Annotated in this window: 24 protein-coding genes and 1 tRNA gene; 12 read left to right on the top strand and 13 right to left on the bottom strand. The window is 70.1% G+C overall.

Features of this window, described 5'->3' with window-relative positions; translation table 11 throughout:
- The first annotated feature begins 56 nt into the window (after positions 1-56).
- The 6 genes from F0U44_RS05190 to F0U44_RS23705 all read left to right on the top strand — a co-directional run bounded on the left by F0U44_RS05190 (position 57) and on the right by F0U44_RS23705 (position 4,261).
- Positions 57-776: a PadR family transcriptional regulator gene (locus F0U44_RS05190; protein WP_149727131.1), complete on the top strand. Its 720-nt coding sequence runs from the start codon at positions 57-59 to the stop codon at positions 774-776.
- A gap of 39 nt (positions 777-815) precedes the next feature.
- On the top strand, positions 816-1,286 hold the full coding sequence (locus tag F0U44_RS05185) for a SigE family RNA polymerase sigma factor (protein WP_149727130.1): 471 nt from the start codon (positions 816-818) through the stop codon (positions 1,284-1,286).
- Entirely contained in the window at positions 1,276-2,571 is a 1,296-nt protein-coding gene (locus F0U44_RS05180; RefSeq protein ID WP_149727129.1) for a PASTA domain-containing protein, read from the top strand. Before F0U44_RS05185 ends, F0U44_RS05180 begins: the two co-directional genes overlap by 11 nt.
- Before the next feature lie 67 nt (positions 2,572-2,638).
- On the top strand, positions 2,639-3,172 hold the full coding sequence (locus F0U44_RS05175) for a pilus assembly protein HicB (RefSeq protein WP_149727128.1): 534 nt from the start codon (positions 2,639-2,641) through the stop codon (positions 3,170-3,172).
- Between the two features lie 33 nt (positions 3,173-3,205).
- Entirely contained in the window at positions 3,206-4,024 is an 819-nt protein-coding gene (locus F0U44_RS05170) for a DUF4097 family beta strand repeat-containing protein (RefSeq protein WP_149727127.1), read from the top strand.
- Between the two features lie 102 nt (positions 4,025-4,126).
- A complete protein-coding gene (locus F0U44_RS23705) occupies positions 4,127-4,261 on the top strand; it encodes a hypothetical protein (protein ID WP_281292620.1) in 135 nt (44 codons plus the stop codon).
- A gap of 63 nt (positions 4,262-4,324) precedes the next feature.
- Here F0U44_RS23705 and F0U44_RS05165 read toward each other — a convergent pair whose 3' ends face one another.
- Positions 4,325-5,164, bottom strand: a complete 840-nt coding sequence (locus tag F0U44_RS05165; RefSeq protein ID WP_149727126.1) for an SGNH/GDSL hydrolase family protein — start codon at positions 5,162-5,164, stop codon at positions 4,325-4,327.
- A gap of 117 nt (positions 5,165-5,281) precedes the next feature.
- Between F0U44_RS05165 and F0U44_RS05160 the strand changes: the two genes are divergently transcribed.
- Complete coding sequence (locus F0U44_RS05160) at positions 5,282-6,472, top strand: RsbRD N-terminal domain-containing protein (protein WP_149727124.1); 1,191 nt, start codon at positions 5,282-5,284, stop codon at positions 6,470-6,472.
- 59 nt (positions 6,473-6,531) lie between these two features.
- Complete coding sequence (locus F0U44_RS05155) at positions 6,532-8,412, top strand: CocE/NonD family hydrolase (RefSeq protein WP_149727123.1); 1,881 nt, start codon at positions 6,532-6,534, stop codon at positions 8,410-8,412.
- Here F0U44_RS05155 and F0U44_RS05150 read toward each other — a convergent pair.
- The 7 genes from F0U44_RS05150 to F0U44_RS05120 all read right to left on the bottom strand — a co-directional run bounded on the left by F0U44_RS05150 (position 8,409) and on the right by F0U44_RS05120 (position 14,461).
- On the bottom strand, positions 8,409-9,380 hold the full coding sequence (locus F0U44_RS05150) for a siderophore-interacting protein (protein WP_246160310.1): 972 nt from the start codon (positions 9,378-9,380) through the stop codon (positions 8,409-8,411). The two genes, F0U44_RS05155 and F0U44_RS05150, sit on opposite strands and share 4 nt — an antisense overlap.
- Positions 9,377-10,237, bottom strand: a complete 861-nt coding sequence (locus tag F0U44_RS05145) for an ABC transporter ATP-binding protein (RefSeq protein WP_149727122.1) — start codon at positions 10,235-10,237, stop codon at positions 9,377-9,379. The genes F0U44_RS05150 and F0U44_RS05145 overlap by 4 nt, the downstream gene beginning before the upstream one ends.
- Positions 10,234-11,280 carry a FecCD family ABC transporter permease gene (locus F0U44_RS05140; RefSeq protein ID WP_246160309.1) on the bottom strand — a complete coding sequence of 349 codons (1,047 nt, stop codon included), beginning with the start codon at positions 11,278-11,280 and terminating at the stop codon, positions 10,234-10,236. Before F0U44_RS05140 ends, F0U44_RS05145 begins: the two co-directional genes overlap by 4 nt.
- Positions 11,277-12,314, bottom strand: a complete 1,038-nt coding sequence (locus tag F0U44_RS05135; protein WP_246160307.1) for a FecCD family ABC transporter permease — start codon at positions 12,312-12,314, stop codon at positions 11,277-11,279. Before F0U44_RS05135 ends, F0U44_RS05140 begins: the two co-directional genes overlap by 4 nt.
- Entirely contained in the window at positions 12,301-13,356 is a 1,056-nt protein-coding gene (locus F0U44_RS05130) for an ABC transporter substrate-binding protein (protein ID WP_149727121.1), read from the bottom strand. The genes F0U44_RS05135 and F0U44_RS05130 overlap by 14 nt, the downstream gene beginning before the upstream one ends.
- A gap of 98 nt (positions 13,357-13,454) precedes the next feature.
- Positions 13,455-14,030: a dCTP deaminase gene (gene dcd / locus F0U44_RS05125; protein WP_149727120.1), complete on the bottom strand. Its 576-nt coding sequence runs from the start codon at positions 14,028-14,030 to the stop codon at positions 13,455-13,457.
- Positions 14,031-14,056: 26 nt separating this feature from the next.
- Complete coding sequence (locus F0U44_RS05120) at positions 14,057-14,461, bottom strand: hypothetical protein (protein ID WP_188113374.1); 405 nt, start codon at positions 14,459-14,461, stop codon at positions 14,057-14,059.
- A gap of 25 nt (positions 14,462-14,486) precedes the next feature.
- On the opposite strand from F0U44_RS05120, the gene F0U44_RS05115 reads away from it, so the two are divergent.
- From F0U44_RS05115 to F0U44_RS05105, 3 genes are all read left to right on the top strand, one after another.
- Positions 14,487-15,248: an SGNH/GDSL hydrolase family protein gene (locus F0U44_RS05115; protein ID WP_223163576.1), complete on the top strand. Its 762-nt coding sequence runs from the start codon at positions 14,487-14,489 to the stop codon at positions 15,246-15,248.
- A 5-nt stretch (positions 15,249-15,253) separates the two neighbouring features.
- Complete coding sequence (locus F0U44_RS05110) at positions 15,254-16,747, top strand: hypothetical protein (protein ID WP_149727117.1); 1,494 nt, start codon at positions 15,254-15,256, stop codon at positions 16,745-16,747.
- Between the two features lie 38 nt (positions 16,748-16,785).
- A tRNA-Gly gene (locus F0U44_RS05105) sits at positions 16,786-16,861 on the top strand.
- A 111-nt stretch (positions 16,862-16,972) separates the two neighbouring features.
- Here the strand turns inward: F0U44_RS05105 and F0U44_RS05100 are convergent.
- Entirely contained in the window at positions 16,973-17,893 is a 921-nt protein-coding gene (locus F0U44_RS05100; RefSeq protein WP_149727116.1) for a methylenetetrahydrofolate reductase, read from the bottom strand.
- Between the two features lie 55 nt (positions 17,894-17,948).
- Between F0U44_RS05100 and F0U44_RS05095 the strand changes: the two genes are divergently transcribed.
- Positions 17,949-18,581, top strand: a complete 633-nt coding sequence (locus F0U44_RS05095) for a DUF2461 domain-containing protein (protein WP_149727115.1) — start codon at positions 17,949-17,951, stop codon at positions 18,579-18,581.
- Here F0U44_RS05095 and F0U44_RS05090 read toward each other — a convergent pair.
- From F0U44_RS05090 to F0U44_RS05075, 4 genes are read right to left on the bottom strand one after another with little or no spacing between them, the layout of a single operon-like run.
- Positions 18,574-19,560, bottom strand: a complete 987-nt coding sequence (locus F0U44_RS05090) for an alpha/beta fold hydrolase (protein ID WP_149727114.1) — start codon at positions 19,558-19,560, stop codon at positions 18,574-18,576. The two genes, F0U44_RS05095 and F0U44_RS05090, sit on opposite strands and share 8 nt — an antisense overlap.
- Positions 19,557-20,399: an SDR family NAD(P)-dependent oxidoreductase gene (locus F0U44_RS05085; protein WP_149727113.1), complete on the bottom strand. Its 843-nt coding sequence runs from the start codon at positions 20,397-20,399 to the stop codon at positions 19,557-19,559. The genes F0U44_RS05090 and F0U44_RS05085 overlap by 4 nt, the downstream gene beginning before the upstream one ends.
- Positions 20,400-20,416: 17 nt before the next feature.
- A complete protein-coding gene (locus F0U44_RS05080; protein WP_149727112.1) occupies positions 20,417-21,256 on the bottom strand; it encodes an SDR family NAD(P)-dependent oxidoreductase in 840 nt (279 codons plus the stop codon).
- Between the two features lie 35 nt (positions 21,257-21,291).
- Positions 21,292-22,752: a flavin-containing monooxygenase gene (locus tag F0U44_RS05075; protein ID WP_149727111.1), complete on the bottom strand. Its 1,461-nt coding sequence runs from the start codon at positions 22,750-22,752 to the stop codon at positions 21,292-21,294.
- Positions 22,753-22,769 lie beyond the last annotated feature (17 nt).

Genomic DNA, 22,769 nt, shown 5'->3' with positions numbered 1-22,769 from the left:
GCGATCCTTTCGTGGTGCAGTTTGCACTCTCGATCTACGGTGTAGATTGCACTGTCGTGAGCGACCGAGTCAAGAGCGACGACGAAGATTTCACCGAGCTCCCCTCGACCAATGCGCTGGCGGTGCTGGCGTTGCTGGCGACCGTGCCGATGACGGCCTACGGGATCGCGGAGCAGACCGAGCGGGCGCTCGGCTTCTACTGGAGCGTCAGTCGTCGGCTCCTCCTTGGGGAGCCCAAGCGGCTCGCCGCGCGGGGGCTCGTCGAGGATCTCCCGCCCGAGCCCGGCAGTCGGGCCAAGCGGCGGTGGGGAGCGACCGACGCCGGCCGTGCTGCGCTGCAGCGCTGGCTCGCTCGCGACGTCGCGCCGACCGAGATGGCTTCCGAGTTGGGTCTGAGGATGATCTTCGCCGACCAGGCCGACCTCGCGACCTTGCGCCGTCAGTTCCTCGTGCGACGGGCACAGATCCTCGCGGACACGCGGGGCGGGATCGAGTTCGCTGACGCCTATCTCCAGGGCAAAGGGCCGTTCCCCCAGCGGATCCACATCGTCGCCACGACTCTCGCGATGCTGTGGGAGCAGGTGCGCGGCGAGCTCCGCGCGATCGACCGGGGCCTGGAGATCATCGACGAGTGGGAGTCGACCACTACTGCCGTGCCCGAGCGCGATCTTCGGCTGATGGACGCGATGCGTCAGCAGATGGTCGACGAGGTCGCGCGACTGGAGCGGTTGGAGCGTTTCGACGCGGAACCGAACGGCGGGCCAGCCGGTCTCTAGGGGTGACCCGGAGAACCGACAGGAGCGCCGCCGATCAGCATGGACTTCACGACCTACGTCGCCGAGCGCCGTACTCGACTGGTGCGGACAGCGGTGCTCCTCGGCTGCCCGCAGCCTGACGCCGAGGACGTCGTGCAGGCGGCGCTGCTCAAGTGCTACCGCTCCTGGCGCCGGGTCGCCCGTGCCGACCATCCCGATGCCTACGTGCACCGGGTGCTGGTCACGACGCTCGCCGACGCGCGCGCCCGACGGTGGAGCGGCGAGCTGCCCACCGAGACCCTGCCGGACCAGATCGCCGTAGCCGATCCGACGAGCGGGATTGCCGTACGGCGTGCGCTCGCCGACCTGTCGCCGGAACACCGGGAGGTGCTGGTTCTGCGTTTCTACGCCGACCTCTCCGAGCGCGACACCGCCGCCGCGCTCGGCGTTGCGCCCGGCACGGTCAAGTCCCGCACCTCCCGCGCCCTTGCGGCGCTCGCCCCTCTCGTGGAGGCCCCCGATGCCCACTGACGACTCCGCCGAGATGCAGGCCGAGACCCGGGCCGCGATGCAGGCCCGCCGGTTGCTGGCCCGCGCGGCCGAGACCATCGAGGTCGATCCGGCCGCGCCGCTCACTCTCGCCGGACTGCCCGAACCGCAGCCGCGCCGCTGGCCTGTCCTCGCTGCTGCCGCGGCGGTGGTGCTGCTGATCGGCGGCGGTTTCCTGGTCTCCCGTCAGCTCGGTGACGACCCGAGCCCGGCGCCGGCCCCGGCGATCGATCACACGACCGACGCCGTGCCCGCCGACCAGCTGCCCGGCCTCATCGGCCTCACTCAGGAGGAGGCGACCCGGCTGCTCGAGGAGCGGGGCCTCGCGGTCCAGGTCACGAAGCAGCCGGAGGGGTGCAACGTGCCTGACACGGTGGTGGGGTCGACGCCGCCGGTGGGCGCACATGTCGATGCCGGCGACACGGTGACGATCCGCGTGATCCGCCCCCAGCAGGTCATCGACTGCGTCGGAGACGTGCCCTGGCACTACATCTGGGACATCGTCCGTTACGCACGCGGGATCGGTGACGCGCCCGAATCCCTGGCAGAGGCGTCGGTCGACGACGACGTCCTGGAGCGGATTGCGGCGATGCTGGACCAGTCCTGGCCGCAGGACGCGTCGCCGTTCGTGGCTGCCCGGTGGCCGTCCGGCTCGGACATCTGCGGAGGAGGTCGCGACACCTTCAGTGGCGACCTGCGGTTCTGGGTCGAGATCCCGATCGACGGCCCGTTCTGCCCGGCCCAGTACGTCGACGTCGAGCTCGGCTCGCGCGGGATCGATGCGGTGAGGTTCTGGGAACCGACGACCATCACGACCGACGAGCTGGAGCCGACGCTGGAGCGCCTCACCTCTGCCCAGCAGTTCGTGAAGTGGGCGCGCGGCACCGGGCCGGCGCCGGCCTTCGCCGACCGGGTGCGGGTGATGTTCTTAGGGGGAGGGGCCTTCGGATCGACCGGCTGGGTCGACGACCCGGAGGGCCGCGGCTACTACTCCGGCTGTTCCGGCCTTGGCTTCCCCAACTGCGGCCTCGACCCGGTGGCGATGATCTACAACTACAAGGGCGTCGTCGTCCCGACCAGGGGCCGGTCGGTCTGCGCCGACGGGGGCGAGGTGCCGAAGCGCTTCGCGGAGGCGCCCGAGGACGTCGTACGCCTCGAGGAGCCGGAGCCTGCCGACTGCGAGCACGCCTGGGCGGTCGAGCTCTGGATCGACGCGGACGGAGTCATCTACGGCGTCAACCAGGCGGGTGCGTTCCTGCAGTATTGACCAGGTGACGTCACGTGACGTCAACAAGGTGTTGACATGACGTCATAATGATGTCACTGTGATGCACATGGACATCACTCCCTTCGTCGAGAGCCTCCGCCGCGACCTCCTGGCCGCAGCCGAGAGCGCCGGCGAGCAGGCGCGTCAGACGGCCGAGCGGCTGGGCTACGCGCTCGACCCGTCGGCCCGACTCGCACTGATGGAGGCGATCAGCCAGGCCGCGGCGGAGATCACGGCGGCGATGCCGTCGGGAGGCGTCGACGTACGCCTCGATGGTCGCGACCTCGAGTTCGTCGTCCAGGCGCCGCAGATCCCGACGCCGCCGGCACCGCCGGCACCGCCCGCGCCGCCGGCGCCCGGCGAGCTCGGCGACGAGGGCCTCGCCCGCATCACGGTTCGGATGCCCGAGTCGATCAAGGTCAAGGCCGAGGAGGCCGCCGCGGTCGCCGGCCAGTCCCTCAACACCTGGTTGGTGGCGCTGGTCCGGGCCGCGACCAACGACCGCGCCCTCCACGTCGACGTCGACCTGTCCAGCCTGCCCTTCGGTGGCGACTTCCCCTTCGGTAAGCGCAACAACAAGCGCGTCACCGGCTGGCTCTGATTCACCCCCCACCCCATCTCGAGGAGCACTCCCATGCCTGACTTCACCTTCGACACCCCCGAACCCGTCCAGCTGCACGTCGAGAACAACAGCGGTCACATCGACGTGAGCGCGGCCGATGTGCGCACCACCGAGGTGCGCATCGAGGGCAAGCTCGCCGACCAGGTCCACGTCGTCCACGAGCGCGACCGGGTCAGCGTGATCGCCCCCAAGAACCGCGGGATCTTCGGTGACCAAAAGCTGGAGATCGACGTCGTGGTGCCCAACGGCACCAAGGTCGTGCTGCGCAGCGGCAGTGCCGACGTCCGGGTCGCCGGCGACATCGCCAACGCGTCGGTGAAGTCCGGCTCCGGCGACGTGAGCATCGAGCGGATCTCGGGCGTCGGCACCATCGACACCGGGTCGGGCGACATCTCGCTGGCTGCGGTCGTCGGCGAGCTCCGGATCCGCAGCGGGTCGGGTGACATCAACGCCGAGCACCTGGGTTCGGCGACCTCGATCTCGACCGGTTCGGGCGACATCCGTGTCGACCGCTCCGGCGGACCGGTGGTGGTCAAGACCGGCTCGGGCGACCTCGACATCTCCCAGGCCGAGACTGACGTGTCGATGACGACCGGCTCCGGTGACACCGTCATCCGCTACGTCGCCCGCGGCCGGATCACCAGCAAGGGCGCGTCCGGCGACGTCCGCATCGGCGTCGCTGCCGGCACTCCGGTGTGGACCGACATCACCACGCTGAGCGGCGCGGTGCGGTCCGGTCTCGAGGGGGTCGGTGAGCCCGAGCCGGGTGCCGACTTCGTCGAGATCCGCGCCACCACGGTCTCCGGCGACGTGCACCTGATGCCCGCCTGAGCAAGCCAGATCAGGCCCCGTAGAACCAAGCAGGCCACTGTCGGTGGCCGATGGTTGAGTAGCAGTCAACGAGAACGAGTCCCGCGAGAGGAGGTAGCCACGATGATCGAACCGACGTCCGAGCTCCGCGTCCGTCAAGAGATCGCCGAGCGCATCGCCCGTGCCGACCGGCGCCGGGCAGCCGTCCGGGTCAAGACCGGCCGACGCGCCCGTCGCGCGGGTCTCGAGTCCCTCTGACGAAATGCCCCGAGGGCGGGAGGCGCAGGCCTCCCGCCCTCGCGCGTTTTTCGAGTACGACGATCAGTCGATCGCCGCTGCGACGATCGCGCCACCCGCGGCCATGCCGGCCCGGTTGGGGTGGTAGGGCGCGGCGTCACTGGTCGGGAACAACCCTTCGACCCACTTCTGGCTCTGCGACGCGCAGACCCCGTGGTCCTTGCTCGGGGTGGACAGGTCGACGTAGGTTGCCTGGTTGGCTGCCGCCACGGTCGCGAGCTTGGCGTTGAGTCGGTCGAAGATGCTCTGCAGCCAGGCCGCGTCGACCGACCAGATCGGGTCGATCGGGTAGCAGCCGGACTTGCCCCAGTACTGGTAGTAGCCGACGAGGAAGACGCGCGCCGCCGGTGCCTTCTGGTGGATGGCCTGCACCGCCGCCGCGACCCGCGTGCCGACACCGACGAGCTGGGCGTCGTAGGTGTCGGCGTTCCACGTCTTGCAGGAGACGCCGAAGGGCGAGGGCAACGGGTTCATGCAGCTCGGCACCAGCGTGCCGAGGTTGAGGTCGTTGGCGCCGATCGTGACGGTGACGATGTCGGTGTCGGCGTGCACGGCGTCGAGCTGCGGTGCCATGTAGCCGAACCGCTTGCCCGTCAGGTCCGAGGTGGTCGCGCCGGAGCAGGTGACGTCAGTGAGGGACGCCCCGAGCTGCTGGGCCGCGACGTGTGGCCAGTTGGCGTCCGAGCGGAGGCAGTCCCAGCTGTTCTGGCTGGTGATCAGCGGGCCGGCCGCCTGGGAGTCGCCGATGGCGACCATCGTCAGCGGGTCCTCGGCCTGGGCGGCGGTGGTCGGCGTGGCGACGAGCAGGGCTGCCGCCGCCGCGAGCGCGGCGCCGATGCTCCAGCGGGTCCGGTTGGGCTTCATCGATTGCTCCTCTGGTGGTTCCGGTCATCACGAGGATGAAGCACAATCAGGTGGGCTGATCCTGGGAGTTCAGCCAGACTTTGGAGGGACGAGGTTGTGACGGATCACAATGAGGCGGTGGTGATCGCTGGTCAGCCCGTGGTGGAGTTCCTCCGCGGTCGACACCGCGAGCTCGTCGACGAGGTGCTGGAGACCTTGGTCCGCGAGGTGGCGATCTACGGCCGGCTGCCGCGCGAGCTGATCGACGGTGACGTCCGCCGCGTCGTCGACCGAGCCCTGCGGATGTTCGCCGCTGCGACGGTCACGTCCGGACGCCCCGCCGCTGAGGAACTGGTCGAGCTCGCTGACTCGGCCGTTCGTCGTGCCGAGGAGGGCGTGCCGATGGAAGCGGTGCTGGCGGCCTACTTCCGTGGCTCCCGAGTGGCGACCGACGCGTTGGTCGCGATCGCGGGTCCCGACGACTTCGCCGACCTTCGCCGGGTGGTCGAGATGCTCCTGACGTTCCTCGAAGAGGTGTGCGCGGCGGTCGCGTCCGGCTACGCGCGCCATGGGCGCACGCTCCAGGCCGAGCAGGCCAGCGCGCGTCAGGTCCTCGTCGACGTCCTGCTCAACGGCGGTGACGCGCGCTCGGCGGCCGGCCCGGCCGACGTACGGCTTCCGGAGAGCTACCTGGTCTGCGCGCTGGTCGTCGGCGCGCACCCCGACGAGTCCGACCCGACGGTTGATGGTCAGGTGGCCGCGCGGCGCAAGCTGCGCCGGGTGCGCGAGGAGCTCGACCGGCACTACGGCGATCCGGTGCTGTGGCGCCCGCAGGCCGATGGCGGTCTCGCCCTGGTGCCGTCTGCCGACCTGGCGCGACTCCGCTCGGTGCTCGCGAGCGTGGGGAGGATCGCCGGCGCCTCGGTGCACGTCGGGATCGCGCGGGCGGCTCCGGACGACGTCGCGGCCGCCGCCGAGGTTGCGACGGCGGTCGCCGAGGTCGCCCAGCTGACCGGCCGCCCGGATGGCGGCTACGAGCTTGCCGACGTCGCGCTCGACTTCCAGCTCCGTCAGCCGGGTCCGGCGCGGGCGGTGCTCGCCGCCCTCCTCGATGCGCTCGACGACCGGCCCGACCTCGCCGAGACGTTGCAGGTGTTCGTGGCGACCGGCCTCAACCGACGTCGTACGGCGGCAGCACTTGCCGTGCACCCCAATACGGTCGACAACCGGCTGCGCAGGGTTGCCGAGCTGACCGGCCTCGACCCGACGGATTCCGCGGACGTCCCGACGATCCGCGCTGCGATCGTGGCAAGGTCGTCCCACCCCTGATCGCGATAACGATGCAGATGACTTGTCGTTGAGCAGGGGAGTCACCACGAGGGAGCCCCATGAACCACCGCTTGTTCCGCCCTGCCCTGCTCGCTGTCGTCGCCGCGTCGGCGGTCGTCGCGAGCGGGATCGCCACGCCCACGGTCGGCGCCGAGGCCGCGCCCGTCCGTGCTGTCGCGCGGGAGTCGAGCGCGTGGACCCCGCGTCCAGAGCAATATCCCGACACGGTGAAGACGACCGACATCCCGATCACGATGGATGACGGCGTCGTCCTGCGCGGTGACCTGATCCAGCCCGCCGACGCTCACGGCGAGGCGATCGACAAGCGGCTCCCCGTGATCGTCACGATCACGGCCTACAACAAGACCGCGATGTCCGGCGGTGGCGGCGGACTGGCGGGCCCGCCGCCGTCCTACCTCGTCAAGCGCGGTTACAACTACCTCTTCGTCGACGCGCGCGGCACCGGCAGCTCGGCCGGCAGCTGGGCCGCCTTCAGCGCTCGCGAGAACAAGGACTCCGGCAAGGTCGTCGCCTGGGCGCACCGCCAGCCGTGGAGCAACGGCAAGGTGGGCATGGCCGGCCCGTCCTACATGGGCATCAGCCAGCTGATGGCCGCGGGCCACCACCCGAAGGGCCTCAAGGCGATCTTCCCGCAGGTCCCGGGCGCCGACGTCTACCGCGACGTCGTCGCGTCCGGCGGCCAGCTCGACGTCGGCTTCATCCCGTTGTGGCTCGGGCTCGTCAACGGCACGGCCCTGATCCCGCCCGCCTACACGGGCAGCGACCCGCAGTCCGCGATCGGCAACCTGCTCGACCACCTCATCGGCGGCGGCTCGTTCACGATGACCTTGGCGCTGCAGGCACTGCTCGGCGGCAACCCGATGTACGACGGCCCGTTCTACCGCCAGCGCTCGGCGATCAACTACCTCGACGACGTGACGGTCCCGACGTTCCTGATCGGAGGTCAGTACGACCTCTTCCAGCGCGGCACACCGATGATCTTCGAGAAGCTCATGCGCAACGGTGCTCCGGTGAAGCTCATCGAAGGCCCGTGGGACCACCTCCAGGGATCGTCGGGTGCTGACGTGGGCGACGCCGGTTACGGCTCGATCGACGAGCTGCAGCTGCGCTGGTTCGACAGCTGGATCAAGGGGATCGACGGTCACCTCGACGAGATCGCGCCGGTCACCTACTACGAGCAGGGTGCCGACCGCTGGGTGAAGAAGCCCCGGTGGATCGCCGACGACCTGCATGCCCGTTCCTACGCGCTGTCGGGGTCGTCCGCGATGGGCGGCCGTGCCGGTGAGCTGCGGCTCAAGGACCCGAAGGCCGGTACGTCGACGCTCGTGCCGCTGCCCGTGTCGGGGCTGTGCACCCGGTCGGCCAACCAGTGGACCGCCGGCGTCTTGTCGATGGTCTGGGCCGACAACCCGTGCTTCACCAACAACGACATCAACGACTACACGGGCCTGACCTTCCAGACCGCGCCGGTCGACCGGGCGGTCCGGATGCAGGGGCCGATCAACGCCCATCTCTTCGTGTCCACCACGGGTGGCGACGGCATGCTCTCGGTCGTCGTCGAGGACGTCGCGCCCGACGGCACGGTTCACCGGATCACCGGCGGCTGGCAGGTCGTGTCGCAGCGCAAGCTGATCAAGGATCGGTCCCGCTACCTCGACGGCCAGCTGATCCAGCCGTGGCACCCCTTCACCAAGGAGTCCAAGGCCAAGCTCAAGGCCGGCACGATCGCCCCCGTCGACGTCGAGATCTTCCCGACCGGCGCGGTGATCGCCGAGGGACACCGGCTGCGGCTGACGATCCAGGGCTACGACGTACCCCACCTGCTCGCACCGATCCCCGACCTCCCGAGCCAGGCCCTGCCGCTCAAGATCTACACGGGTCCGGGTCACCGGTCGGTCGTGACGCTCCCGGTCCGCTAGGAGCGCATGGCGACGCCGTCCCTCCAATAGCCCATGAAGGCGACCTGGGCGCGGTCGACGCCGAGGTCGGTGACGAGGCGGCGGCGCAGGCCGGTGACGACCTTGGACTCACCGGCGATCCAGGCGTAGAGGCCGCCGTAGGGCGCATTGCCGGCGGGCACCCGAGTGCCGGGGGCGACCTCCTCGCCGGACGACGAGTAGACCGGCGTCTCCCAGAGGTCGGGGTCGATCTCGTCGTCGGCGAGCTGCGGTGCCGGTGCGGCGCTGCCGGTCAGCCAGGCGATGACCGCGGCGTGGAGCGAGCCGCCCCGCGGGGCCGAGCCGCGCGGCAGCCAGGTGATCTCGACGCCGTCGGGCGCGACCACGTCGCGCTGGATGTCCTCGGCGGTCGGCACCTCGATGAAGGCCGCCCCCTGTGCCGAAGCAGGCAGGTCGCGGAGGATGCCGCGGATCGCAGGCGTGGCGGTCTCGTCGCCCACCAGCAGCAGTCGGCTCGCGTCGCCAGGCGACCACTCGATGCCGCCGAACGCATGGCCGAGCCGGGGCGCGAGCACGATCACCCGATCACCGGGCCGAGCCTGGAGCGCCCAGTCGTTGCCCGGGCCCGAGTGCTCACCGGACTCGTGGACGACGATGTCGACGACGAGCCGCCGCTCCCGCCCCGAGCCGACCAGGTCGCGGATCGTGTAGGTGCGGATCGACCCGCGCTCGTCCTCGGGGATCTGCATCCAGGTGTCCCACCACGACTCGTCCATGTCGGCGAAGGACGGCAACCGACCGGCCCTGTTGGGGAGGACCAGCTTCATCCGCTGGTCGTGCAGCGGGCCGTCGACGCCGCACTCGGCGAGGGCGGGCCCGGCCAGCTCGACGCGGACGTACGACGGCGAGACCCGCTCCGCGCTGACCACCTCGACCTCGTCGAGGATCATGGGCAGGCTGGCGACGTACTCGAACTTGTCGGCAGTCACAGGTACTCGGCTCCTTCGTACTCGGGGGTGGGGGACTTCCCGGCCAGCAGGGACGGGCGGTGGTGGCGACCCGCGGGCAGCACGAGCGGCGTGCCGGAGACGGGGTCGGTGATGACGCGGTTGTCCAGGCCGAAGACGTCGCGCACGATCTCCTCGGTGACGACCGTGTGGGGCGCGCCCTCGGCGACGACCCGTCCGGCCTTCATGGCGACGAGGTGATCGGCGTAGCGGGCGGCGAGGTTGAGCTCGTGGAGCACCATCACGATCGTGGTGCCGCGGTTGCGGTTGAGGTCGGCCAGGAGGTCGAGCATCTCGACCTGGTGGGCGACGTCGAGGTAGGTCGTCGGCTCGTCGAGCAGGAGCAGGTCCGTGTCCTGGGCGAGCGCCATCGCGATCCAGACCCGCTGCCGCTGCCCTCCCGACAGCTCGTCGACCGCGCGGTCGGCGAGGTCGAGGGTGCCGGTCACCACGAGGGCGTCGGTGACCGCGCGCTCGTCCGCGCTCGTCCAGCGGCCGAGCAGGCCCTGGTGGGGGTGCCGGCCGCGGCCGACGAGGTCGACGACGGTGATGCCCTCGGGGGTGATCGGCTGCTGCGGAAGCAGGCCCAGGGTGCGGGCGACGTCGCGGGTCGACCGGGTGTGGACGGCGACCCCGTCGAGGAGGACCGCGCCCGACTGCGGCCGGAGCAGCCGCGCCATCCCACGCAGGAGCGTGGACTTGCCGCAGGCGTTGGCGCCGACGATGACGGTCACCGCGCCGTCGGGGACGGCGAGGTCGAGCGCCTCGACGACCACCCGCTCGCCGTAGCCGATCGTGACGTCGGCGGCGACGAGCCGCGCGCTGGTGCTGACGCTCATGAGCTGCTCCTTGAGGACGTGCCGCGGGCCAGCAGCCACAACATGAACGGCGCACCGCAGGCGCCGGTCAGCACGCCGACCGGCACGGTGATGTCACCGATCAGGTAGTGGCCGACGAAGTCGGCGGAGAGGACGAGGACGACGCCGACGAGGCCGGCGCCGAGGAGGGTGGGGCGGCCGCCGTTGAGGGCGCGGGCGGTCGGCCCGGCCATGAAGGCGACGAAGGCGATCGGGCCGCTGGCCGCGACGGCCACGGCCACCAGCAGTACGGCGATCAGCAACATCCCGTCCGGAGCGAACCGTCGTGCTCCGAGGCCGGTCGCGAGGTCGTCGCCGAGCTGCGTCACCCGCAGCGACCGGGAGAGGACGGCGAGCAGCGGGAGCAGGATCGCTGCGGATAGGGCGACGGCGCGGACGGTCGGCCAGTCCGACGCGTGCAGGCTGCCGGCCAGCCACTGGAGCGCGACCTGGACGTCCCAGATCGAGGCCCGGCTGAGGAGGTACTCGATGAACGAGGCGAGCGCCGCGGTCATCGCGACACCCACGAGGACGATGCGGTGCGAGCCCACGTTGCCGCCGACGCTGCGGATCAGGAGGGCGACGGCCACCGCGCCGCCGATCGCGGCCAGGGAGACGGCGGTCCCGCGCAGACCGAAGGTGATCACCGCGACGACGGCAGCCGTGCTCGCGCCCCAGGTGACGCCGACGACGTCGGGGCTCGCGAGCGGATTGCGCAGGGTGGTCTGGAAGACCGCGCCGCCGATCCCGAAGCACAGGCCGACCAGGATGCCGAGCACGGCGCGGGGGAGCTTGGACTCCATCAGCAGGTAGGTCGCCACCGGCAGCTGCTCACCGAAGAGGATCCGGAAGAAGTCGGGGACCGTGTAGGTGTAGTCGCCGAGCAGCACGTTGACCGCGAAGGCCGCCGTCGCCAGGACGATCAGGCCGCCGAGCACCGCGAGGTAGCGTCGTCGCGGACCGCGGCGCGCGCGTCGGACCGCGGCCACGGGATCGGCTGTGGGCTCCAGCAGGGTCGCGGTCACAGGCCCGCTCTCCGTCCGCGCGAGACGACCCAGATCAGGACGGGCACGCCGATCACGGTGGCCATCACGCCGACCTGCACCTCGGCCGGGGGCAGCACCACGCGCCCGACGGTGTCGGCGGCGACGACGAGCGCGCCGCCGTACCCGGCGCTGAAGGGGAGGATCCGCTTGTAGTCGCCACCGACCAGGCGGCGTACGACGTGGGGCACGACCAGGCCGATGAAGGCGATCGGTCCGGCCACCGCTGTGCCGGTGCCGGCGAGGAGCACGATCGCGAGACCGACGACGACCCGGTCGACGGCAGTCCGTCGTCCCAGGCCGCGGGCGAGGTCGTCGCCGAGTGCCAAGGTGTTGAGGGCGCCGGCCATGGCCAGCGCGAGGACGGCACCGAGCGCCAACGGCAGGGCGACGGTCATCAGCACGTCGCTGTCGCGACCGGCCACCGTGCCGACCTGCCAGCGGCGGATCTGCTCGACGGCCTCGCGGTCCAGCAGGAGTACGCCGGTCGTCCAGCTCGAGAGCCCGGCCGTCAGTGCCGCTCCGGCGATCGTCAGCTTGGCCGGGGTGGCGCCGTCGCGACCGACGCTGGCCACCAGGTGCACGACGACGGCGGCGGCAGCGGCGCCGGCGAAGCCGTACCAGATGAACTGGCCGAGGCTGTGGGCGCCGAGGTAGGCGATGGCCGTCGCCATCGCGAAGGCCGCGCCCGCGTTGACGCCCAACAGACCGGGATCGGCGAGCGGGTTGCGGGTGAGGCCCTGCATGCAGGCGCCCGCGAGGGCGAAAGCGGCGCCGACCGCGAGGCCGAGGAGGGTGCGCTCCCAGCGCTTCACGAGGACCGCGTGGTCGACATGGCTGGGGTCGAACAGGGCCGACGGCGAGGCGACCGTCGACCCGATGAGGAGCGAGCCGATCACGACGACGGCGAGCGTCGCGGCCAGTGCCGCGACGCTCACCGCCAGTGCCGGCCGGACCCCGATGGGGGAGGGTGCGGCCGGCACGGCCGTGGTCGGGTGGAGGTCAGGAACCGTCACCGTCGACCGCGGCAGCCACGTGCGGGATGTAGTTCTCCATCGCGAAGGGGAGGGAGAGCGCCGAAGGCGCCGACATCGGGAGCGAGGCGACGTGGTCGGTCGAGGCGTACCAGTGGCCCGACGCGATCGCCGGGATCTGCGAGAGCAGCGGGTCGTTCTCGATGGTCTCGATGTCGTCCTCGGACTCGGCGTCGGTCAGCAGCACGTCGGCCTCGACGTCCTTGGCCCGCTCTGCGGAGATGGTCGTGTAGAAGACGCCCGGCTCGGAGACCTCGTTGACGATGTCGGGCGTGACCGCGCCGAGCTGCGCGAGCAGCACGGGCCGGTTCTCCTCGGCGCTGTAGATGCCGATCTGCGAGGTGTCGGTCGGGCTGAGGTAGGTGTAGGCGATCGTCGTACCGGCGAGCTGCGGGTACTTCGCGGCGGTGTCGGCGAGGACCTGCTCGGTGTCGGCGATGACGCCGGCGGCCACCTCGGTGCGGCCCAGCGCCTTGCCGGCGAGCTCGAGCGATTCCTGCCAGCTGGTGAACCACATGTCGCCCGGGTAGGCGACGACGGGGATGCCGGCCTTGGTCAGCTTGTCGAAGTCCTTCTGGGTCAGACCGGAGTTGGTGCCGAGCACCAGGTCGGGCTCGAGCGCGATGATCTCGTCGACCGGGATGCCGTCGGTGGTGTCGAGCCGCTGCGGGGCCTCGGCGCCGTCGATCTCGGCGAGGGCCTCGTCGAACCAGACGGTCGAGTAGTCCTCGGTGCCGCCCCAGGTGATCGCTTCCGACGCGATCGGCACGACGCCGAGGGAGAGGGCGACGTCGGAGTCGGCGTAGCCGACCGTCACGACCCGCTCGGGTGCGGACTCGATGACCGCGTCACCGAGCGCGGACTCGACCGTGACCGGGAAGGCGTCGGCCTCGGCGGTGGTGGTGGCGGTGGGCTCGGCGGCGTCGTCGGCCTTGGCGGAACCGGTGCTGCAAGCAGCCAGGAACGGGAGGCAGGCGGCAGCGGCGAGCGCCAGGGCTGCGCGCCGGGAGTTGCGCTGGGTCACGGGAATCCTTCGGGAACGTGGATACGAATCCCGGTGACCGTACTGAGGTAAGCCTTACCTAAGCAAACTCTGTGAGGCGACTCACGCCGCCGTGAGCGTCAGATCTTGGTGCGGTGGAAGTTCATGAACGACCGCGAGGGGGTCGGGCCGCGCTGGCCCTGGTAGCGCGAGCCGTACTTCTCCGAGCCGTAGGGGTGGTCGGAGGGCGACGTGAGCCGGAAGAAGCAGAACTGCCCGATCTTCATGCCCGGGTAGAGCTTGATCGGCAGGGTCGCGACGTTGGCGAGCTCGAGCGTGACGTGCCCGGAGAAGCCAGGGTCGACGAAGCCGGCGGTCGCGTGCGTGAGCAGGCCGAGCCGCCCCAGGGACGACTTGCCCTCGACTCGCGCGGCGATGTCGTCGGGCAGCGAGACGACCTCGAAGGTCGACCCGAGCACGAACTCGCCGGGGTGGAGGATGAACGCGTCGTCACCCTCCGGCTCCACGACCCGGGTCAGGTCCGACTGGTCGGCGGCCGGGTCGATGTGGGGGTACTTGTGGTTCTCGAAGACCCGGAAGAACCGGTCGAGCCGTACGTCGATCGACGACGGCTGGAGCATGGCCGGGTCGAAGGGATCCATGGCGATCCGTCCGGCGTCGATCTCGGCGAGGATGTCGCGGTCGCTCAGCAGCACGCTGGGACTCTACCCACTCTGATCCGCTAGCTCGGGCAGTGCTCAGCCACCACTCGGTCGACCTGCCGGAACCCGCCCTTCCCGATCTCCTCGACGGACTCGTCCCAGGCCGCAACCACGCTGACGCCGTACTGCTCGACGAGGGTGGAGCCGGCCTTCGTCAGGTCACCGGTCACCAGGGCGACGACGCCGAGCCGGGTGCTCTGCGCGAACCGTACGACGAAGCCCTCGCCGTGCAGGCCGCCCACCTTCTCGATGACGTCCTTGGCATGGTCGGAGACCTTGTCCGCGTCGCAGCGGAGCGGCTCGAGCACCGTGGGCGACGCCTCCGCGGCCCGCTGTCCGGGTGGATCGGCGTCGGTCCCTGAGCTGCACGAGACGAGCGTCAGGGCGACCATGAGCACGGCGATTGAGACCTGCGTGCGACGCACCGGACCTCCCGCGCACAATGGTGGGGTGAGCTTCCAACGGTACGTCGCGCTCGGCGACTCCTTCACCGAAGGCGTCGGCGACGCCGATCCGACCCGACCCAACGGCTGGCGCGGTTGGGCCGACCGGGTCGCCGAGGCGCTCGCCGCCGAGTCCAAGGACTTCGGCTACGCCAACCTGGCGATCCGTGGCCGCAAGCTCCCCGGGATCATCGAGGAGCAGGTCGAGCCGGCCATCGCGCTGGCCCCGGACCTGGTGACCATCCACGGCGGCGGCAACGACGTGCTGCGGCCCAAGGTCGACCTCGACGGCCTCGCCGCGACCTACGACGAGGCGGTCGGCCGGCTGGCCGCCTCCGGTGCGCGGGTCGTGATGTTCACCGTCGCCGATCCCGGCCTCAATTCGGTGATGAAGCTCATCCGCGGTCGCACGGCCATCTTCAACGAGTGGGTGCGAGAGATTGCCGAGAAGCACGACGCGACCGTCGTCGACTGCTGGCGGATGCGCGGCTGGAAGGTCGCCGAGATCATGGACGAGGACCGCCTCCACCTCAACCCGGTCGGTCACCAGGCAATCGCGATCGCCGTGCTCGATCGGCTCGGCGTAACGCACGACCTCACCCCGCTCGCCGTACCGGCTGCCCACGAGCTCCCGCGCCGCGAGCAGCGGCAGGCCGACCTCGCCTGGGCGCGCACGCACCTGGCGCCCTGGGTAGGGCGCCGGATCACGGGTCGATCCTCCGGTGACGGTGTGCTGCCCAAGCGTCCCGAGCTCGCCCCGATCGGCTGATGACCGTGGCGCGACGCTCGTTCGTCCCACTGGCCGCCCTCGCGCTGGTGGTGATCGGGCTCGCGCCGGTGGTGACGCAGCCCGCTGCTGCGGCCGCCGCGGGTGGCTACTGCAGCCATGCAGGCGCCCCGGGGATCGTCACCTATGAGTGGTCCGGTGGCGGCGACGGCGAAAGCTGGGACGAGGCGGCCAACTGGGACCGCGACGACGTCGGCGCCCCGCCGATCCCCGGCGGAATGTCGGTCGGCCCGAGCACGACGGAGGCCACGGACTACGTCTGTATCCCCGCCGGCTCGACGGTCGAGCTGAAGGGCGCGAACGACTGGAACCGTCGCATCAACGCGCTGGATGTACAGGGGCTGCCGGGCGACCCGACCGTCGTACGGCTCGGGGCGGGCGCCTTCCTCCGGGTGTTCGGCGACGACGACCTGATGCCCTCGGTCGTCCGGCCCAACGCGAAGGTCGTCCTCAACGCTGGCGGCTGGGGTGGTCCTGGCCTAACCGAGGTCCGCGGCACGATGTTCGCTCGCACCTCGGGCGGGTTCGCGCCCGGCTTCTTGACCCGTCGCTGCTCGACGGAGTCCTGCGCGACGGCTGCCGTCGACCGGGGCGTGCTGGTCATCGCCAACGCAGGCGAGCTGCTGCTCGACAAGGGCGGCGTCAACCTCGTCGACTACTACGCCATCCGGGTCCACGGCCTGGTCCGGCTGAGCAACGACGGCTACCTCGCCGCCGATCACGGCACCCGGTTCGAGCTCCAGCCGCGGACCGCGGGGTCCGAGGTCGGCTCGCTGGAGATCGACAACGACGGTGGCTACTACGAGGGGGCGACCCCGGCGGTCGATGAGGGGCTGTCCGTCTTCATCAACAACGGCTGGATCAGGAAGACCGGGGGAGCCGGGACGAGCATCGTCTCCGCGGTCTACTCGGCGGGCGCCGGGTCGCGGGTCGACGTCGACTCCGGCACGCTCGCCTTGCCCGACGGTGCGGTGAAGCCGGTCCACGTCGCCCGCGGCAAGCGGTACGGCACGGCTTCGTGCTCCTACGACGACAGCTACGTCTGTACGGCGGTGACCGATCCCGGCGTCGACCTGCAGGCAGTGACCTTCCGCGATCCGCGGAGCGACCCGGGCGGGGCGAAGGTCGAGGCTCACCAGAGCCCGGGCGATCCGCATGCCCCGTCGGGAATCATCGGCGACCCGATGACCGTGCACGCCCAGCGCCTGGTCGCGACCGCGGCGCGTCCCGCGATCATCGAGATCCGGTACGACGCCTCGCTGCTCGGTGCCCAGACGCCCGCGACGGTCAAGATCCTGCGTCGGGCGACGGGCACGACGACGTACGTCAAGGTGCCGACCTGTCGCGCCGCCGACGGAACGCCGCCAGGGTCGGCCGTCGCCTGCGTCGACCGCCGCCCCGGCAAGACCCGCACGGTCGCCGGCGGTGACCTCGTCGTCGTGGTGCGCACCCAGGCCACCAGTCGATGGGTCGGCCGGTAGTCATCGGGTAACATTCGCGGCGCGCCTCCGGGCGCACTGCGGACGTAGCTCAGTTGGTAGAGCGTCAGCTTCCCAAGCTGAATGTCGCGAGTTCGAACCTCGTCGTCCGCTCCATCCGATGCCCGAGCCGTCTGGTTCGACCAGCAGTGAGTGGCTGGTTCGTCGAGTAGTCGTCGCGAGGTACGAGCGACGGCGTATCGAGACGCGGTGACGGACCCGCGACCTCTAGGACCGCAGATGCGCGGCCAGCTGGGCGGCGAGCTCGACCGATGCTTCGATCTCTTCGCGACGGATCGAAACGCTCTCCACGTTGAGACCGAACGGCACACCGAGCCGGCGGCAGTAGTCGACGAGCTCGATCGCAGTCGTTGCGGCCTGCTCCAAGGACGCCGCCAGCGGGTTCGTGGCGTGGCGGAGGTCGTTCTCGATCCACCGGGGTACGTCGACGCCGAGCCAGCGGAGGAACTCCAGCGTCTTCATCGAGCCGCACACCGAGAACGTGAACACGATCGGCACCGGCGCCAGTCCGCGCGCCTCGCACTCGTACCGGTAGTCGGACACGAGGTTCTTGGCCGCGTTGAGGTCGTAGACGACCTGGGTGACGAAGAACCGGCAGCCGGCCTCCTGCTTCGCGATCAGCCTCAGGTGCTCGTTGTCACGACGACTGTGTCGCTCGGGGATCGCGACTCCGCCCAACAGCAGATCGTGGTTGAGCTCGGAGCGCATCGCCTGCGCGTCGGCGAGGGTGACTGCAGGAGATGCCCCGCTCGAAGCGGCGCCGACCATCACGGTCAACGTGTTGTGCGGGTCCTGCGCCGCGATCCAGTCGCGCAGGTCGTCGCGCTCGTACTTGCCCACCGCCCGGTAGACGATCACCGGCGTACGCCACGGCCCGAGATGGCCAGCCCGATAGTCGGAAGGGTCGACTGTCGGGCTGAACGGGAATGGCCGCTCGGCCGGATTGCGGGAGGTCTCGTCGTCGATGTCGTAGAGGACGAGACCGTCGAGAGCGAGGTTCTCGAGCCGCTCGATCGTGGCGCGAGCGATCTCGGGCAGGCGGTCGGACGGCGTCGACTGCCGAGGCGGCGTGATCGCGAAGAGGACGAAGTCTCCTCGGCCAGCGGTGATGCGAGCAGTGAGGTCCACGGCGCGACGGTAGCGCTCCGGTGGGGCGTCGGCTGCGAGCACCTAGGCTTCGCGCATGCCTACGTTCGACGGCTTTCCTGTTGCGGCACTCGACTTCTACGACGACCTCGAGGTCGACAACACCAAGTCGTTCTGGGACGCCCACAAGAAGATCTACGACGAGCAGGTGAAGGCGCCGATGGTGGCGCTGACCGATGCACTGGGCCAGGAGTTCGGCGACGCCAAGGTGTTCCGTCCCTATCGCGACGTCCGGTTCGCGAAGGACAAGACTCCCTACAAGACGCACCAGGGTGCCTTCGTCGGCGCCGCGCCGGCGACGGGTTGGTATGTCGAGGTGTCGGCGGCCGGCGTACGCATCGGCGGCGGCACCTATCACGCGGCCGGCCCTGAGCTGGCCCAGATCCGCGAGGGGATGGCCGACGACAAGTCGGGGAAGGTCCTCGAGCGGATCCTGCGCGACCTCGGGCGGGGCGGCTTCGAGATCACGGGGGAGCAGCTCAAGACCGCGCCGCGCGGCTACGACAAGGACCACCCGCGGATCGACCTGCTGCGGCACAAGACCCTGCTCGGGATGAAGAAGTACGGCTTCGAGCCGTTCGTGCACACCCCCGAGCTGCTCGACCGGATCCGCAACGACTGGCGCAAGCTCCGGCCCCTGGTCAACTGGATGGCCGAGCAGCTCAGCTGAGGTCTTCGAGGAAGGCGGCGTAGTCCGCCGCGGACTCCTCGGGGATCTCGAGCATCGGCATGTGGCCGATCCCGGGATAGGTCACCAGCGTGGCGTCGGGCAGGCCGTCGACCCAGACGTCGGCGGCCGACGGGTCGACCAGCTGATCCTCCTCGCCCCACATCACGTAGGCCGGAGCGGTGATCTCGTCGAGGTGCTCGTCGAGCAGGTCGCGATGGTGGAAGCCCTCGAAGATCTCGGCGAGCTCGGGCTCGCGGTCGACGTAGTCCTGCGCCATCGCGTCCTTGACGAACCCGGGGACCCACGGTGGCTTCGCCATCGTCATTGCGTAGAAGTCGTCGAACTGGTCGGGATCCTCCAGCAGGAAGGGATTCTGGCCGTCGCGCTCCATGAGGATGTCCATCGCACTGGGCTCCGGTGCGATCACGCCGGCGGCGTCGGACAGCCCGAGCGACAGCATGCGCGTCGGGTAGGCGCGGGCGAACGAGGCTGCCACGAACCCGCCCATCGAGTTTCCGATGATGTGGGTGCGGTCGATGTCCAGCACATCCAACAGCCCGGCCACCCTGTCGGCCTGCGCCGGCGCGGAGTAGTCGGCACCCTCGACGAACGGGGTGTCCCCGTGGCCGGCCAGGTCCGGGATGACCACGTGGTAGTCGTCGACAAGCTCGGCTGCGAAGCGCGCCCACACGTCCCGGTCGGCTGAGTAGCCGTGCAGCATCACGATGGTGGGCGCGGCGACCGGCCCGCCTTCGTAGTAGGCCATCTCGAGCCCGTCCACCTCGGCGTGCTCGGTGTGCAGCCCATCAAGTCGCGTCTCGACACCGACGGTGAGCCGGTAGGTCAGCGCACCGACACCGGGGTAGGTCACTGCGATCGCGGTTGCGGCCACCGCCAGGGAGCACCCGAGGGTCGCAATGACGCGCCTGAGGCGGCGCGGCCGGGGCGTGGCGGTGGCGGTCGGGTTCGGGGCGGTCATCGCTGGACCTCGCTCGTCGTCACCGCGTGAGCCGAAGCGGGGTAGCTGCTCCGGTCGATCACGGGCGCCATGTCGCGCCAGACGGCGCGGGCCATCAGGCGTTGCGGAAGCAGGCGCGCGCCCAGCCAGGTCTTGCGTGCGCCGTGCCCGTAGACGATCCGGCCCTTCCTGGTGCCGACCGCGTCCAGAACGACGCGGGCGATGGCCTCGGGGGAGGTGGACAGGTACTTGCCGCTGAACTGCTGGCTCTCCGCCCGTCGGGTGATGTTGGTGTCGATTCCGCCGGGGTGCACCAGGTGCACGGTGATCGGGGTGTGCAGGAGCTCGGCGGACAGGGCTTCGGTGAAGCCGCGTGCGGCGAACTTGCTCGCGTTGTAGTCGGAATGGTTCGGCGTGCCGACGAGTCCGAAGATGCTCGACACGTTGACGATCGCGCCCTCGCCGCGAGCGAGGAGCTGGGGCAGGAAGGCGCGGGTGCCGTGCACGACTCCGTAGAAGTTCACCGCCATCACGCGTTCGTAGTCACGGTCCTCGGTGGCCCACACCGGCTGGCATCCGCCCTCGATTCCGGCGTTGTTGATCACCACGTGGGCGCCGCCGAGCTCGGTTTGAACCCGGGCTGCGAAGCGATAGGTCGCGTCGCGGTCGGAGACGTCGTAGTGCTCGGTGATGACGGTCGTCGAGGACGGCAACGACGTGACCGTTTCGGCGAGCGCAGCCGCGTCGTAGTCGTTGAGCGCCAGAGCCGCGCCTCGGCGGGCGAGCTCGAGCGCGTAGGCCCTGCCCATTCCGGAGCCGGCGCCGGTGACGACGACGACCTTGTCGGTGAAGTTCTTCATCGCGACTGTGTCCTTCCTCAGCGGGCGCTGCGGGACTTGACGACCCGCGTGAAGACGCGCTGGTAGCCGGTCGGGGCAACGCGCACGATGCCGTCGAAGAGCCGCGCGTCGGCGCCGATCAGCACGCGGCGCTTGTTGCGTCGTACGCCGCGCAGGATCGTGGCCGCTGCCTGGTCGGGGGTGGTGAAGAAGAGCCGCTCGAACTCCTTGCTGGCCTCCTCCCCGGACTGGCCGGTGGTCTCCAGGACACTTGCATCGACGCGCGCAGCCTTCGCGATGTTGGTCTTGATGCCGCCCGGGTGCACGCAGGTCGTCGACACCGGCGAGCCCGCGAGCTCGAGGTCCTGGCGCAGCGACTCGGTGAACCCGCGCACGGCGAACTTGCTCGCGTTGTAGCCGCTCATCAGGGGCTGCGCGGTCAGGCCGAAGACGCTGGAGACGTTGACGATGTGGCCCTCGCCTGACGCCTCCAGGTGGGGGAGGAATGCCTTGGTGCCGTAGACGACGCCCCAGAAGTTGATGTCCATGATCCACCGGTAGTCGGCCAGGCTGAGGCCGCCGACCGTGCCGGAGAGGGCGACGCCCGCGTTGTTGAAGACCAGGTTGACCTGGCCGTGCTCGGCGACGACCGCGTCGGCCCAGGCATAGACGGCGGCCTCGTCGGCGACGTCGAGCCGGGTGGTCGTCACCGTGATCGGGTAGGACGACAGCAGCTCGGCAGTCTCCTTCAAGCCGACGTCATTGATGTCGGCGAGGGCGAGGTGGCAGCCCTCCTCGGCGAGTCCGAGGGCGAGGGCGCGGCCGATGCCCGAGCCGGCGCCCGTGACGGCGGCGACCTTGTTGTTGAGGTTCTTCATGGTGGTGCCCTTTCGGGGAGTCAGGAATGGAGGTGTCAGGAGAAGACGTGGTGCTCGGGGCGGAAGCGCCGCGCGAGCCTGCGGAAGCTGAAGGAGAACCCGGGGAACATCGCGATGACGTGGCCGGACTTGGACTGGTACCAGGACTGGCAGCCGCCGTTCTTCCAGACCGTGCGCTCCATCTCGGAGTGGACCATCGTCGTGTAGGCGTCCTCGGCGTCGGCGGTGACCTCGATCGAGGTTGCGCCAGCAGCGCGGGTCCGCTCGATGGCGCGCATGATGTATTCCATCTGCGCCTCGATCACGAAGATCGCGCTCGTGTGGCCGATGCCGGTGTTGGGGCCGGTCACGACGAAGAGGTTGGGGAACCCGGGCATCGCGGTGCCGAGGTAGGCGCGCGGGAACTCGTCCCAGAAGGCGTCGAGCTTGACGCCGTCCTTGCCGATCACCGGGTAGGAGATGACGCCGTCGGTGGCGTCGTAGCCCGTGGACCAGACGATCAGGTCGACGTCGAGGTGCTCGCCCGACGCGGTGACGATGCCTGTCGCGTCCAGGTGGGCGATCCCGTCGTTGCGGTCGTGCAACGTCGTGTTGGTGGCGGAGAGCGCCGGGTAGAGCGTGTTCGACAAGATGATCCGCTTGCAGCCGATCGTGTAGTCAGGCGTCACCTTGGCGCGCAGCTCCGGGTCGGTGACCTGCGACTCGATGTGCCGCAGCGCCTTCTGCTGGGCGACCTTCTTGAGCATCCGCTCGGAGTACTTGAAGCCGATCACGCGGGTCTCCAGCGACCAGTAGATCCACGTGCGCAGTGCGCGATAGAGCGGCCGTACGCCGAGCAGTCGACGCTGCAGCGGCGTGAAGGTGCGGTCGGGGCGCGGCATCACCCAGTGCGGCGTGCGCTGGAAGACGTGGAGCTCGGCGACGTCGGGCTGGATGGCCGGGACCGCCTGGGCGGCGCTGGCTCCCGAGCCGACGATGGCGACCTTCTTGCCGCGCAGGTCGAACGAGTGGTCCCAGTTGTTCGTGTGGAACGCGGCACCCTGGTAGTCGTCGAGGCCCTCGAACGGCGGGACGACGGGGGTGCTCAGTGGTCCGGAGGCGTTGACGAGGAACTGCCCGCGGAACGTCCGGCCGTCGTCGGTGCGGACCTCCCAGGCGCTGTCGAGCCACTCGACCTGGGAAACATTGGCGCCAGTGACGGTGCGATCACGCAGGCCGTGCTTGGCGATGACGTGCTCGGTGTAGTCCTGGAGCTCGTCCTGCTCGGCGAACATCTGCGACCAGCGGTACGGCTCGGAGGCGATCGAGTAGAGCGGCGACTGCACGTCGACCGCGGCGCCGGGGTAGGAGTTCTGGCACCACGTCCCGCCCATGAAGTCGCGGCGCTCGAGGAGCACGAAGTCGGTGATGCCGCGCCGAAGCAGGTTGATCGCTGTGACCTGGCCGCCGAACCCGCTGCCGATGATCACCACGGTGTGGGTGGTCGTCGTGCTCATGGTGTCTCCTTGAAGTC

This window comes from Nocardioides humilatus, assembly GCF_008373755.1.
Taxonomy (GTDB): domain Bacteria; phylum Actinomycetota; class Actinomycetes; order Propionibacteriales; family Nocardioidaceae; genus Nocardioides; species Nocardioides humilatus.
Note: the sequence above shows the minus strand (reverse complement) of the source record. Positions and strands in the feature narration are given on the sequence as shown.